The organism is Paenibacillus sp. PDC88 (genome assembly GCF_900106725.1).
Taxonomy (GTDB): domain Bacteria; phylum Bacillota; class Bacilli; order Paenibacillales; family Paenibacillaceae; genus Paenibacillus; species Paenibacillus shunpengii.
The window spans coordinates 111,879-127,372 of the sequence record NZ_FNNT01000012.1 but is presented as its reverse complement, the minus strand read 5'-3'; the positions used below and the strand labels follow the sequence as shown (position 1 = coordinate 127,372).

At 42.4% G+C, this 15,494-nt stretch carries 8 protein-coding genes; all 8 read right to left on the bottom strand.

Annotated elements, in window-relative coordinates; translation table 11 throughout:
* Positions 1 to 32: 32 nt before the first annotated feature.
* Positions 33 to 6,128 carry a fibronectin type III domain-containing protein gene (locus BLW49_RS25220; protein WP_090727668.1) on the bottom strand — a complete coding sequence of 2,032 codons (6,096 nt, stop codon included), beginning with the start codon at positions 6,126 to 6,128 and terminating at the stop codon, positions 33 to 35.
* Between the two features lie 431 nt (positions 6,129 to 6,559).
* Positions 6,560 to 8,785, bottom strand: a complete 2,226-nt coding sequence (locus BLW49_RS25215; protein WP_090727667.1) for a cadherin-like beta sandwich domain-containing protein — start codon at positions 8,783 to 8,785, stop codon at positions 6,560 to 6,562.
* Between the two features lie 221 nt (positions 8,786 to 9,006).
* A complete protein-coding gene (locus BLW49_RS25210) occupies positions 9,007 to 9,345 on the bottom strand; it encodes a DUF5983 family protein (protein ID WP_090727665.1) in 339 nt (112 codons plus the stop codon).
* Positions 9,346 to 9,580: 235 nt separating this feature from the next.
* Complete coding sequence (locus BLW49_RS25205) at positions 9,581 to 10,675, bottom strand: hypothetical protein (protein ID WP_090727663.1); 1,095 nt, start codon at positions 10,673 to 10,675, stop codon at positions 9,581 to 9,583.
* Positions 10,676 to 10,947: 272 nt separating this feature from the next.
* Positions 10,948 to 11,706: a DNA-methyltransferase gene (locus BLW49_RS25200; protein WP_090727661.1), complete on the bottom strand. Its 759-nt coding sequence runs from the start codon at positions 11,704 to 11,706 to the stop codon at positions 10,948 to 10,950.
* Between the two features lie 219 nt (positions 11,707 to 11,925).
* Positions 11,926 to 12,807, bottom strand: coding sequence for a hypothetical protein (locus BLW49_RS25195; protein WP_090727660.1), 882 nt, complete (start codon positions 12,805 to 12,807; stop codon positions 11,926 to 11,928).
* Between the two features lie 69 nt (positions 12,808 to 12,876).
* Positions 12,877 to 13,728 carry a DNA adenine methylase gene (locus BLW49_RS25190; RefSeq protein WP_090727658.1) on the bottom strand — a complete coding sequence of 284 codons (852 nt, stop codon included), beginning with the start codon at positions 13,726 to 13,728 and terminating at the stop codon, positions 12,877 to 12,879.
* Positions 13,729 to 13,997: 269 nt separating this feature from the next.
* Positions 13,998 to 14,894 carry a hypothetical protein gene (locus BLW49_RS25185; protein WP_090727656.1) on the bottom strand — a complete coding sequence of 299 codons (897 nt, stop codon included), beginning with the start codon at positions 14,892 to 14,894 and terminating at the stop codon, positions 13,998 to 14,000.
* Positions 14,895 to 15,494 lie beyond the last annotated feature (600 nt).

Here is a 15,494-nt window from a genome sequence, read left to right as displayed (position 1 = left end):
CCTTGCTTCAAGATAAACAATAACTCTATTATCTAACGAATACCAAACACTGTATCGTACATCCGATAAATCATTGCTGCACTCTCAGCTCTCGTTAACTTCCCCTTTGGTTTAAAGGTACCGTCCGGGTATCCCTGAACTAATTGATTGACGCCTAAACCAATGACCTCTGATCTTGCCCAACTGGATACTTCTTCTACATCCGTGAATTCAACTTTCCCTTCCGGTATCATCGGTCCGTACAGTGCATTGGCCAGCATTTTAGATGCTTGTTCTCTCGTGATCATCTCTTTCGGTCTAAACTCGGTTTCACTAAATCCTTTGACCACTTGATTAGCGAGTGCAATTTTCAATTCCTCAGCATACCACTCGGTCTCATTCGTATCGTGAAACGTCAATTCAATGGTCTCATCGGTCTCCAGCTGCAGCGCTCTTACAAGTAGCGATACAAATTCAATCCGGGTAATTAATCGAGCCGGCTCGAATTGGGTTCCTGTTCCTTTCACAATACCTAATTCATACAGCTTAAGGATCTGGTCCTTCGCCCAAGAGTTGTCGATATCCTCAAATGGAGATTCTAGCATAGGTGGCGATATGGGTTCCTCTTCTTCGCTGCCGTTCTCCTCTGGTAAAATTTGAGGCGGGTTCACACTTGGCGGAGAGACAGGTGCCTCTGGACGATCCAAAGTGGTTCCTACGACCGTTTTAACATCGGATTGATCTCCCGCTTCATTTTCCGACCAAGCTTCAAATGAATAGGTTGTCTGGTGCATTAAATCGTCAAGTACAACATGAGTTTCTTGCCCTCGGTAGACTTCGTTTCCTCGATAAGAGAGAACAAAGATCTCGTTCTTCAGCTCCGTTTCAATGTCGAAGGTCAATTCACGTGCTTTTGAAGCATTCACCTTGATTTCATATGCATCCGAAGGCAGCGTATATACATCAGGTACGAGCACTGTCCCGACTTCTGCAACCTCGTTGTAAGGGACGATTGACCAACCAGTGATTTTGGCAGCACTCATAACATCCGTAAACTCATACGCAGGCTCACTCGTTTCCTCCACCAACTCTCCGTCCAGATAGACTTTGTATCCGTCTACTCCAGGTACAGGATCCCAAGATATTTTCGCGCCGCTGGTGGTGACTTCATCCACGTTAATCTCAACATCCACCTTCGCTGGTTGTGTTCGGAATGAGATCGGTGTCAACTGGCTATATCCGGAAGCATTCTCTGCTCGTACAAACAGGTCATATTGTTGGCCTGGCTCCAGTTCGGACAATGTTGCTCTGGTTTCCTTCGTTTCCGTAAGGGTATCTCCATTTCCATCTACAACTTGATATCGAGTGGCGGACTCAACTTCATCCCAGATCACCGTTGCTTGTTCGGCTGCTACCGCTCCCATTCTGACGCCTGCCGGCTTTTCTGGAAGGGTGAAGAAGGTGATTTCGTTCTTCTCCCCTTGCCCTGACTCGTTACCTGCAGCAAGGCCTACGCTATACTTCGTTCCCGGAGTCAAATGTTTCAATTCAATTTCCTGCTGATCAGAAGCGATTCTAGACTCGATGTTATTTACATTCAAAGTATAGTATGTGGCCCCGGTCACGGATTCAAAGGAAAGAGACGCCTCGCTCTCCGTGACCTCGCCGATGGTAAGATCAGCGATTTTATCCGGAATGGTCAGTGAGCTGACCGTGGACTTCTTCCCTTCGCCGGATCCATTCACGGCACCGACACTAAACTCATAGGAAGTTCCCGGATTCAGCTGCTCGATGATGATTGCTGGATCGCTTGCCGTCTCGATTACTCGACCCTCCGCATTATACACCTGGTAGTAATCTGCAGACTTCACGGGACTCCACTCCAGACGAACTCGCTTGCTGTCTAGCGGCTGCGCTGACAAGTTCAATACGGTATCCGGAAGCGTGGTGAATTCTCCGACATAGCTCTTGCTCTTCCCTGCCTGATTACCGGCTGCTACGCTGTATTGATAGGTGACACCGGGCTCCAATGCAGTAAGCTGAAGCATGTCTTCCTGAAGGGTATACAGCTCACCCTCGAAATCTACTTCATAAAAAACAGCGCCGCTTACAGTCGGAATGCGTATCTCTGCAGCATCCTCTGTGATGTTTGTAACAGCAGCACCAGCTGGTTGCGATGGGACCGTCACATAAGAGATACTGTTCATTTGGCCCGTTCCCGATGCATTGATTGCCTCGAGGATGAAAGTATAATCCGTTCCCGGCTGAAGCTCGTTTAGAGTGTAATCTACACTCTCTACTTCTTCGATTAAATTCATCTCGGCATCATAAATCTTATAGCTCGTTGCCGATTTCACAGGATCCCATCTCATCGAAATGGCGTCTTCCGTAGCACTTGCTGACAGATTATCTACTTTCCCAGGAAGGGTTAAGAAGGATCCCGTTGTACTTCTTCCTTCACCCGCCGTGTTACCGGCTTGTACTGCCCATTCATAAGTCGTTCCTGGTTTTAAATCAATTAGGGCTAAACCGGGTGTCTCCCTGATGTATTCTTTTCCATTCACGCTCACTTTGTAGTAGGTAGCTCCCTCCACTGCCTCAAAAGAGATATCAGCTCCCTGTTCGGTGATGCCCTCAATCTTGATGTCCTCAGCGGATCCAGGGATGGTCCAGTAAGTATAAGCAGCCTTCTTACCTGTTCCGCTTCCATTTACTGCAGCAATCTGGAAATCATACGGTCTACCTGGCGAAAGACCGTTCATGGTAATGCTTGTTTGGTGAGTCTCTTCGATCTCTTGGCCATGGCTGTCATAAACTACATATGATGTAGCCGATGGCACTGCATCCCAAGACATCTCGATTGAATGATCGGTAGACTCAGCCTGTACGTTATTCGGCATGTAAGGCAGCGTTAGGAACTCTCCGCTTGTTGCGGCCCCATAACCGGCCATATTCCCGGCTGCTACCGTAAAGGGATAATTCTGTCCGCCGCTAAGCCCCGTGATGACCATCTCGCCGCTTGACGTTTCATAGGTTCTTCCGTTGACAGACAGGAGATACTTCGTGGCTCCCTGCACTTCTGGTATCCACACTGTCGCTTCTTGTTCTCCTATTTCTTGGACAAGCACTTCTGCTGGCGCGTCAGGCAGCGTGGAGAGAACAATAGAGTTGGATTGTCCGGATCCGCTTCGGTTACTCGCTGTCACTTGGATTTCATAGGTGCTGCCAGATTCCAGACCGGAAGCTGTAAACTGCTGGGTCTCTGCAGGTAATTGGATCTCCTCTCCTCCATTGATGGTAAGGAGATACCCGTCTGCTCCTCGAACTGCATCCCATTCGAAAGAAATGTCTGAGGTGGTAGAAGCAAGGCTGCGGATGCCTTCTACCCTTGCCGGCAAGGTGATGACATCGTCTATTGTGGCGTACTCCCCATAGCCGGTTTCATTCTCCGCAGCGACTCGGTAATCGTAAGATGTACCTGACTCTAGACCTGTATCGAGGTAAGATGGCTCTGTCCCTCCATAGATCAGCTGCTCATCTCTTTCAAGAGCATAATAGGTCGCGGTGTTCACACTATTCCATAGCAGGGAGATCGTATGCTCTGTAATCTCCAATCCGCTAAATCCCGCTGGCGTATCGGGAAGTGTGAGGAATCCGACATGTGTGGCTTCGCCTTCGCCCGTCGCATTAATCGCGGAAACGGCGATATCATAAGTGCTTCCTGGTCTCAAGTTATTGATAGGCTGATATACTGTGTCGGTAACGGTCTGGTTGAATGCTTCCTGCTGTGTCGCTGTTTCTGTGGCGACAATCCGGTAGCTGGATGCTGAATCGACAGGAGATATATTCACCAAGGCCCGATCTGCAGCTCGTCCATCCTTGCTTACCTGCACACTCGATGGTTTTTCTGGCAAGGTTGTGATTTCAATAGGATTACTTACGCTTTGACCGACATGGTTCGTTACAACTACTTGGTATTGATAGGTGTTCCCGCCACTTAAGGACGAATCGACGAAGGAGTTGGCTGGATGCTCGACTTCCCAACTTTGGCCTGTCGATAAGTTCTGAACCGTATATCGATACCCGTCTGTATACGTTGATGCGGCAGGTACAGCCCATTCCAATGTGGCACTGTTTTCACCAATGCCATAAGCCTGCAGGTCAGGAGCTGCGGGTTGTTCCTGCAGCTGAAGTCGTTCGGTCGTTATCGTTGTTTCATAGCCTACTCGATCGGTAGTCTTCGCATGAATATACCAGGTGCCTTCATTATGGATCGTGAGAAACTGTTCGTCTTCTGCTGCAATGTCCCAATCTGTGGGCATTTCAGGAGAAGTCGTGACCTTGTACTGCCGTTTATTCGGATTAATTCCAGATTGAGCATCAGCATACTGGATCTTAATCTGAATATCCTCTTCCGACCAAGATCTGCTCTGCGGTGTAATCTGAATAGTCGGAGCAGTTTTATCGATGTTACTAACCGTGTAGGTATACTCTGTCTGATTTCCTGCGTTGTCTTCTGCCACAAAGGTGTACGTTCCATTTTGTGTCACGGAATAACTCGCCGTCGCATGATTTGCCCAAGTGCCGTCCGGAAGCTTAATCCGCTTGACTCCGGTTTCACCGTCACTTGCTACCGCAGTCAATTCAATCGACTCGGATGTCCATGATTCATTACTAGGTGAAATATTTATTGTTGGATTTGTCGTGTCCACATAGGGTATATGTACTACACTTGAAATATTATTTTTGTTATCTACCGCTGCGATGTGAACATAAAAGTTTCCATTTACTACAGTTGGCATAGTATAACCGGTGCTGGTTGTCGTGATATTAGCTGTTGGAATTGTAGATGGATTTTGATCGATCACTAGACTATAACCTTTGATTTCGGCAGTAACTGTGACAGGTTTTTTAATCGAAACTAACGTTTCACTAGCATTTTTGGGATATCCTTTAATCGTATAATTGTATGTAGTACCCCTGTCAGTGGCAGCATCCCAAGTCACTCGGGCCTTCCTATCAGAACCCATAGTTACTTTCACATTACTTGGCACATTTGGTTTTGCTTTATCTGTTGCAGCGTAATCTTCATAATCAGCTAAATAGCCTCGATAAATAGACTCACTATCTCTAAAAACTTCTACCTCGGTCGCATATCCTAATTTGAAGTCATCTAATTCCAAGGTTCCATCTGTTGCCCATACAATATAAGGAAGTACCCCACGATTTACAAAATCATAATCAGTATTTTCTGAAATATAGACATTGGAACTATAAGTAACCCACTGATTATTTTGTGTTTCATTCATCCACCTGGTTGGAAAATGTGAGGGTTGCTCTCTATAAACAAGTAATGGCTCACCAACTCTAAAAACATCTTTCCTCATCGTCATGGGCTGACCAGTCGGTGAAGGGTTATTCCATACCCCGGTTCCTGATGTACCTTTCACAAATTTCTTTTTTGAGTTATTCCAATCATAGTAAATTACACCGTAATCGTAGTTAGTCCCATGTGAGGATACAACAACTAAACTTGTATCTTGCATTGTCAAAGTACCGCCATCCACGTAAGCAGAGAATTCTTCAGGTGGATTATTAAAATCTACATCCTCAGCAAAACGGATAATCCTTCCATTATCATCGCGTCGTTCATATCCTTTTTTGAACCAGCCTGTTGTAATAAAGGAATAAAGCATTCCTGTCGTGCCGCCAGTCATCTTTGCCTTGAAACTCAAACTCAATGTCGAGCCCGCAGGTACAGATTTCCCTTTATATAAATGGATACTAGAATCGGCATCTGTATTTGGATAATTAAACCAGTTTCCAGCTCGATTTGTGTAGGTATCTGTTAGTTTTACAACATTCGTTCCATTACTCCCTTTAACAATTGATTGATTCCCTGTTTTTGCTCCAGTCCAACCCCATAGTAAATTCGGCTGTTCCTGACCGCTTTCATATGATGTATTTGATAATATGTCAGAAGGATTCATATCTACAGCCCATTCCAATTTCACATGGTCATCTTTCTGATATACACCCGTAAAGCTAGGTGCATTACTTGCTGCTACAGCTTCACGAAAAGGCAGTATTGTAGATAAAAGTGATGCAGATAAGAGTATAGATAAGGATCTCTTAAGGTTCTTTTCCAATTAGGGTCGCCTCTCCTTTTAATCATTAACAATTTGCTATAGATCGAGATCTTTAGAGTGTTAGAACTTTAAAAGTTCCACATGTATGTTAGATCATTACTATACTTTCCTATTCAAGTTTTGAAGATCTAACCATAGATAGCCTCTTCTATCACCTCCATTTGAAATTAAAAATAGTTAGAGCAATCTCGGTCTGAAACGCAAAAAAACCTCGCGTCATGGACGATAGTCCATGCTGCGAGGTACTTCCTCGATCTATGATATTCAATTAAATAAGATTATACCCTCAGTACTATATACTGTAAAGTCGATTATTGCTAACAATGTAACGTTCATATATAGGGGGCATCAAGGTAACAACTGTTTAAAAGAGACGTGAGCGATGACTAAATATTTTAACATACGGGGCACACTGAGCGTGCCCCGTCCGCTTAGAAAGCGTCAATTTGATCAAGAATTTTATATACGACTGCAGCTGCCTGCGCACGTGTCGCCAAAGCTTGACTCGCTAGAGTGTTTTGACCAACGCCCTCTATAAGCTTTGAATTAATTGCAGTCGCCATTTCCACTCTTGCCCACGAGCTAACTGCTTTTGCATCCACATAGGTACTGAGTATATTATTAGCCTGGAGATCAGAAATTGAAGAAGCGCTTTTAATTTGCTTCAGCGCCCTCACAGCAATTGATGCCATTTGTTCCCTCGTAATGTTGGTATCAGGGACAAATTCCAATGATGATAATCCAGTAACTATCCCATATTTCCAAGCTGAATTAACTGTCTCGTAGTACCAGTCATTTTCCTCTACATCTTTAAATGGTTCATCGGAGTTATTTAGGGTTTTCATCTTATCCCCTAGGGCCTTTACCAGCATAGAAGTGAATTCGGAACGTGAAACGTATCGATCTGGTTGAAAAGAATCGTCTGGATAACCGGAAATTAACTGTTTCTTTGCCATAAAGTCTATAAGCGTATAGGACCAATGATTCTTGATATCAGTAAACGATTTCTTGAAGCTCATTACAATATAATTACCCGCTTTAACATTTGAAGCTTTTTTGGAATTCACGCCCGAGGTGCTCATTACTACATCAAATATAGCACCGTCATAGCCATAAACATTGGCAAACTTTAAGTCTCCCTCGGTGAAGACTTTAATTTCAATATCAAACGGATTCGCCCCAATTACTGGGCTGCCTGTATGGGTAAATTGAATGAAATTCGTTTCGGGAATGTACTCCTTATCAAAGTTAGCGCCAAGTTCTACTTTTCCAAGCGAAATGCTACCACCAGTATTCCATCCAACCATTTTGTTTAAATCAACAGTTACGTTACCAATAGAGCCCATGAGTTTTACTGGAATGTTCTTTGTTCTAAGAAGACTACTCAAGTTACTATCAATGGTTAAATTCAGTTTGTCATTCAATGTTATCATTTCTGAATAGTCGACCACCAGCTTGTTTGAGCGGGGGCTATCATTAATTGCTTTAGAAATAGACTCTGTGTTCAAAGTGACATTATAGGTCCGAACTGAACCACTTCGTTCTACAATTGCGTTTGCTCCTTTGGCATCAAATACATTGATTTCTCCGCTTGAACTGACGGTAACTGCACTGGACGATAGTGTTGATCCACTTCCTGATGAAGTTGACTCAGGTGAACTACCATTTATACTTGCTGTCGTATTTGCCTGTCTAATCACATAGAGCTTGTAGCTCTTAGTTGTGGTACCGTTAGACGCTATAACTTCTATAGGCAATTCAACACTCGCTCCTTCTTTAAGGTAGGTGTTAACGATCTTCCCGGAGATAACCTTCTGGCCGTTGAGCATAATTGTACTAAATGAGTCTTCAGTATTTATCTGGATATCTACGCTACTGGTGCCCTCAGGGATATATGTGACGAATGCTTCCCCGTTAGTGCTGTAACTCTTTGAGTTTACGGAAATACTTTTAATACCGGCATCACTACTAGGGGATGGTTTAATTAGTATTATCTCGTATTGATTCGTAGCACCGCCGCTAGCAGTTACCACAACAGTAATCGTATTGATCCCACCGTTTAAGTCCACCAAGTGATATCCAGTTGTTCCAACGTACGTACCGTTAACCTTAACAGTAGTGTTACTGTGTGCTTTGGGTTTCACAATAACATACGTTTGAGACGGTAACACTTTTCCTGTATACCTCAGCACGTCTGCTTTGAAATTCTGGTCTATCTCTGCATTTTCAATTACAAGCGAAGTCAGATCAGCATTGTTGATATCTTCTTCTCGGTTAATTTGGAACGAATAGCTTCTGACAGTGTTATCTCGCAGGGAAGTAACCCTAACTTCAATGTAATTCCAACCGGTATTAAGGTTGATGAAACTTGAGGTCGCTCCATTGATAACACCATTACCATTTACTTGAATGGATACCGCGCTATCCATTGCATATGGCGTCAAGGTTAGCGAGGATATTGTCGAACTCACTCTTCCAGTATAAGAGTAATTATCTGGACTAAACGATGATGATAAAGAAACATCAGTTGAAAAATCAACCCTTGCCAGACGACTATCTCCTTCGCTATTAGCAAAAACTGAAATTGGTGCTGCTGTCACCATCAATATGAAAATCAGCATACAACTAATAAATCTTGACCACATTTTACTTTTCACTAGCTCCACTTCTCCTCATAATGGATTTCCTAAACTTAAAAGACGCAAAAAGGACCACTGGATTAAATTCCAGTGGCCCCGGGTGCTTCCTCGTAGGCAGATATTCGATTGTCCATATTATAAGAAAAAAATGGAATTAAATCAATGAAATACTGATATTACGGGTCAATTTGATAAAGGACTCAGCTAGTCTCACATTTTTAAATGTCCGAAATGTATAATCACCAATCAAACTTTGGAAGAGACTCAACAAACTCTGCATCTTTATCGAACATCACCCAGCTGCAGTCGTGCTCCAAAGCAAAACGAATGACGGTAGCAAGGTCTTTAGGGGTTTCGTCTTCATTATTAAATTGTTCGCCTTCATGAATATCATCTGTATTGATTGGAACTAGCCAACCGTGCTCCCCTTTTGTATACAAAATGACGCTTAAACCATTTCCTGCTACCTTCTGAAAGTAGCGTGCCTCTTCATCCATACTACCTTCAATAAACATGCGGTTGGCTGTTGATTCCGAGATATGTACGGTTGATAGGACTAACATTTTAACAATTTCCATATTATTTAATACCGCTCCTTTAATTAATATGAGTTAAATACGAAAAACTTAAATCTCTATAGTGATTCAGCTTGATTAATTTCAGTTCATTTAGGAACAGAACTTTTAGGTGCTCCGTCGATTCTGATTCTCCTACTAATTCTAAACCATCTACAAGGAATCACTCCTTGAATTGAGTTGCAAACAAAGGAGAAGTGGAAAACTATCTCCACTTCTCCGTTCTTATTGACAGGGGTTAGTTTATAAGCCCCTGACTTATGCAATTGTCACAAATATCGTCAAATTCAAGCTGACGTGGTCCATCTTTACTAGGATCATCACTGCTTTCCAAAACAAAATCACAGTGGCAAACGGAGCAGCGTCTCATCGAGTACGCGGTTCCCTCGAATACAATTGTTCCTATACCAACTTCAACTCCTAAGCCTGAAGATTCCTTATCTGAAGTTAGATAGTTTTCCATACCCGGATGCTTCAGGATGTCTTTCATAAGCTCCAGCATATGCTCGTAAAAACCCAGGAAGTTTTCCTCAATATATGGCGAAATAGAACTTCCACCGATAATTACGAATCCTTTACGGATGTTTTCCTCACCGTATTTCTCCATGGCGTCGCTGGCAGTCTTCTCATCTATAAATGTATCACCATATCCATCCGCAGCATTCTTTATTGCCCAAGCATTAAGGATAACAATTCCATTGTCCACTTCCACATCGTTGACATACGCAAGATTTTCGATGACATCATTACCACTGCTCACGGCCACATTCTGAAGCGAACTCTCTAAACCGAGAAGCTTTTGATATAACTCTTCATCCGAGGTACCAAATGGAAATTGTTTTCGAATGTCATCGATGTGCCAGGTTGTGGCCAATAAGGTGTGTTGGGGAAGACAATCACGAATCGAGATAACATTAAATGCAGTTTCGATATCCCGTTTTCCTTGGATGACTTCCACTAACGAAAGTGTGAGCTTTCTCCAAACGTCAAAAGCAGGGTGCGTTTGGGTGTGCGCTGTGGCTGCGTTTCTAATAGACCATTCTCCGGGTTCACATACTGATACTAATTCCGGATGACCTTCTTTCTTGTCTAAAGGCCATACAAGTACAAAAGGTGCAGTTATTCCTTCGGATGACAATAAATCGAGGAATGTTAATAACAAATTTTTAGGGAAACTAAATCTAGTTCCATTTGTTGTGTTAAACACTTTTATTATTTGATCTAATTGTTGAGTAAACTGCTCATCATCATATACCTTTCCATTCACCCTTGAATTACCTGTCTGGTTTTGGATTCCCAAATCATCTAAATGTCCTACTTGTGCCGTTTTCAATAAAATCTCCTCCGTAAATCAAATTTTTGGGTTGTAGGTGTAAAATAAAAAACACCTCACGAGTCGACTAAAGAAATGGTCACACGAACAGTGTGCATTAATCCTTTAATCACCTTGTGAGGTGTTTCTTACATTAGAATGCTCTCTTTGCGCATGCTGGAGAGTTCAGTGAGGTTGAATTAAGATATATGGATATAATAACACGAAACAAGAAGAATTAATATCACAGAAATTAAAAAGGACCCTTAGAAAAGGGTCCTTACAGTGACAACCTATAAGTTTAGGTTGATTAACCTTTCTTTTGCGATTACCACGTTTTTCTCCAATAACTCGAATCCAATATAGTTTCGTAAGAGCTCTGAAGCTCCTACGGCCACAGTACCGGATCCCATGAATGGGTCGAGTATCAGATCTCCTGGATTACTTAAAGCCTTTATCAATGGGCGAATGAGATCTAGTGGAAACTGACATTCATGATCAGTTTTTTCCGGATGATTGTTTTTTACATTAGTAATAGACCATACATCACCAGGATTCTTGCCAAGGGGATTTCCAGACAGTTGTCCCTTCTTAGGACCTTTAAAATGTTTCTTATTGGGGTACTTCTGCGGCACACGGATAAAATCCAAGTTAAAGGTATAGTTGTTCCCTTTGGTAAACCAGAGTACCGTTTCATACCTTCCGGATAGTCGCTTCTTACAGTGTAATCCATGCTCAAAATGCCATACTATTCGGTTCCTAGGTACCAATCCTACCTCTAAAAAATAACTAAATAAAAGACAGTCTAGTGGGTACACTCTACCTTTATCTACGTAATTGCCAACTTGGTACGCAATACTTCCTCCATTTCTAAGCACGCGAGCGCAGGAGTGGATAACATCTCGTTGCCACTCCAAATAAACGGAAAGCTCCTCTTTAGATTCATAAGACTTTCCGATGTTATACGGAGGAGAGGTAATGATCAAATCCACACTTTCTTCCTGCAGTTGTTGCATGCCCTTCAGACAATCAATATGTTCGATGGTATTCATGGGGAGTTCCCCTTCCAAATCATTAAATCAGATTTGGATCAGGCGAGACTCTGTTGTTGCCTCTTCTGCAGCGTTACCTGCAGATGCTACTCCTCCCGAACGGGTTATCAGCACGAAGGCGAGCCACTTTGGACTTGCAAACCAACCTAAAGTCGGTTACCTTCTTGCACCTTTAGTGGAGAAATCCCCATAAATGTTGCACAAACGATTTCATTCGCATCACCCTTTTAACAAGACAATCTGTACACGAAGAAGGACCTCGCTTATTCTGTTTTCTGTATTTCGTAAGACTTGTTGCTTAATCAAGCAGTTAGTAAATTTCGCAACAAGTCTTCCGTGTCTTTGCTTTATTTCCTCCAACGTATGCCCTCTTCCGATCAGATCTGAGATGCTGTGAATCTGCCCAAAGAATGACTGAAGCCGCTCAACTTCATTAGCTGGAATCGAGTCATAAAACTCGTTACTTGTCCACAATGATTGTCGGCTTTGCTGCCGATACGTTTTTAAGAGTTTTTTTATCTCTGAAAACAATTGATCGATGCCAAATTGCTTCCCCAGATGTCCATATTGCTCGATCAATTGCTCTGCTTCATGAGGAGTAAAATTCTGAGGCACTGCAATCATCTTATTCCTTTCATTTTGAAGCTCCTTCATCTTTCGCATTGCCCGTTCTTGGAGAATTAGATCCTTATAAAAATTTGGTTTCATACCAAGTTGCACGCCTTCAGCAAACAAGGTGTATTTTCGTCCAGAAGCTTCTAACATTGGTACCAGGTGAGCTGAAATGCTCTTACTGACGTGAAGATCTATCTCGGCTTCTGCATATTTTTCTGATATAAACTGGTAGATTTTATTTGAGAATGCTTTCTGCTCTGTTCTTTTTGGTGCAGGATTAAGCGGATAATCCTCAACTACTTCATCAAACCCGATGATTCGTTGATTGTAAAAACTCAAGAAGTAAATATGCTCCTTCGGGAATTTACACTCTTTGAGATAATCTATGACTGCAGTTATCCATCGGCTGCCCTTTCCACGGTAAAACTCGTGTGCCGGTCCATTCTGAATTCGATTGGACGATTCTATAATAAATGAAACTTTCATCTAAAATCCTCACTTTCAAATAAGAAGAAAGAAGTGGGTTAGGGTTACCCACTTCTGTCCATAATATTATTATGCATCCCAAAGGGTTAATTGACGCTCCTCCTGGTAATTCATAAAGATGTGTTCCGTCTTTCGATTACGAACCTGACCCAAAGCCCTTTTCGTAACACCACCCACAGCTGCATCAATGGTTTCTAAACGCCAATCCTTGTAAAGATCGAGTATCAAAGGATGAGCATAATAAGTAACCATCGCCTTCCCTTGAATGTCAGTTAGACGTTTCGAGAGATCAATGTGGTCTTGTCGTTGAAACGCTCCACTGTAGAGATGTTCATTATTTAGATAAGGTGGATCAGCGAAAAAGAAAGTCGATGGACTATCATACATATCAATGATGTCTCGGAAATCCTTCTTTTCAATTATTATCTCTTTGAATCGATCAGCAAATCTATCAATGTTGTTGATAGAATTCTGATAGTCTCGAGCAGGACACTTGACCTTGCTCGAACGAAAACCACTTTTTTCATTTGGGTGAGGTACAATCTTCATTCTCTGGATATAATAGTACCTGACCGCTCGCTCAATGTCCGATGAGGGGCGTTCGCCAGAAAACCATTCATCCTGCCATTTTTCGAATAAGTACCGACTTGTTGGCAATGCACGGAGACGACATTTTAACTCTTCCCTCTGATCGCCTGCCATTATTAGCATGAAATTTGCTAGGTCCGCGTCCTTGTCGTTAAACACTTCAATACGTGTGGTTTTAGCCTTTTGAGTAACTACGTGCGCTCCTCCTCCAAAGACGTCCACAAAGGTTGTGTAAGTATAGTCCTCTGGAAAAAGGGAAATTAGGTGCTTCGCAAGCCAACTTTTCCCGCCATAATAGCGCATAGTAGATTTAACATTAGATAACTTGTTCATGATTGTTACTCTCCTTTTCCGAGCTTTTTTTAAGTCGGAGAAGGCAGGAATCTAGCACTTTTCCTACCGCGCATACAGCTAGGAGCTGCGCAGCCGCTACTTTTCCCGTTAGGGATATGAGCCGAAGGTGGCCACAATGGACTCTAAACAAGGAGTGTGTACAGTCTGGTTCTCCTTTACCAGCTGCTCCTATGTTCCTTCATCGCGCCTTGGATCAGAGAGTAACAATCGGTATACTATAAGCAAAATTCATTCGCATCACCATTTATCTATAACAAATTGATTTGGAGTTTCAGTAAGGTCGCGCTAATCTTATTTTCGAACTCTAACGCATACTCTCGTTTTATCAAGTACCGCTCAAACCTAGACATAGTTCTGCCAAACTCCCTCTTAAGTGCCTCATACTCTTCTCTTTTAGCACACAATTTATGAAGAAGGTTTATATCTTGACAGAACTCTTGGAATTCAATAGCACGATCTTCTTGGTCTATAGCTTCAATGAAGTCATCAAATGCTTTTTGTTCGTCCTTTCGGCGCACATGATGCTTCTTCATGACATGCTTCAGATCTTCCAAGATAGTCTCAACCTGAGGTGGAAACATATAACTCTTATGTCCAAATTCATCTAAAATCCACTGAGCCTCCGCAGGGGAGCGAGTCATAATTCCAGCTGCTAACTCCCACTTTTCCCGCTTTATATCTTGAACCTTTCGAAGAGTTTTCTCTTCTTCGATGAGTCGCTGATAGTAAACCGGCTTACCAGCCAATGACTGCCCTTCGCCATAAAACTTATGCTCAATTCCATGTTCATGGAAAAGCCATCTAAGTTCGTTGGCTAATGTCAGACTCATATGTAATTCCACAAACAGCGGTTCCTGAAAACTTTGAAGAAAATCCAGAACTTCCTTTGCAAAGCTAGCGCATTCCTTCCTACGGGGATGATATTCACGCTTTGGATAAGGTCTGACTGTTTCGTCATACCTATACATGCAACGATTTACCAGACTTAGGAAAAAGATATCTTCCCGGGGAAAATCTCTAACTTCCATAAAATCAATTACAGCGTTAATCCACCGACTCTTTGGACTCTTGTAAAAAAGATGCGCAGGCATGGGATCAGCCTTTCGCGTTTGTGACTCAATGATTAAAGCAATTCTTCTCTTCACGATTCATCCTCCTGCTTCAGTTTTCTTATCTGCCCTCTTACATTTCGTCCATAATAATAATCTCCTCATAGTTTATTTTTGGTATTCAGGCAATAAAAAACGCCTGACCAAAACGTCCAATGCATTAACATTAGCCGCTATGGTCAAGCGTTATTTCGAGTACGTCATAAAACCCATATGGGCGCATTTTTGCAAATAAAATCAAAATTAAAAACAAGATTAGAATGAGTGGCTTGGCGCATGCCTCCACTTAGAGTGATAGGAAAAATAAAGATTATGATTCGATTATAACAGATTCTAAATTATCAGTATATATAGTAGGAAAAGTACCAGGTTGTTCACCTAATTATAGAAACAACAAGAAATGAGAATGCACCTATGCAACCGTTGCTGTACAATAAGTATAAATATACAAAATTCAGTGGGCTAACCATTTAAGAGACAGATAACAGCTTTAACTATGTCGGATTCTCGTTGAAACCAACAGTCAATCAAGCAACATGAACTTGAAGCCACGCGTTTATAAGTTTCCTTCAGTGACAAATTGTTTAAGAAGAAGTTAAGTCAGTGCGCTTGAATTTACAATACAGAATGAAACGG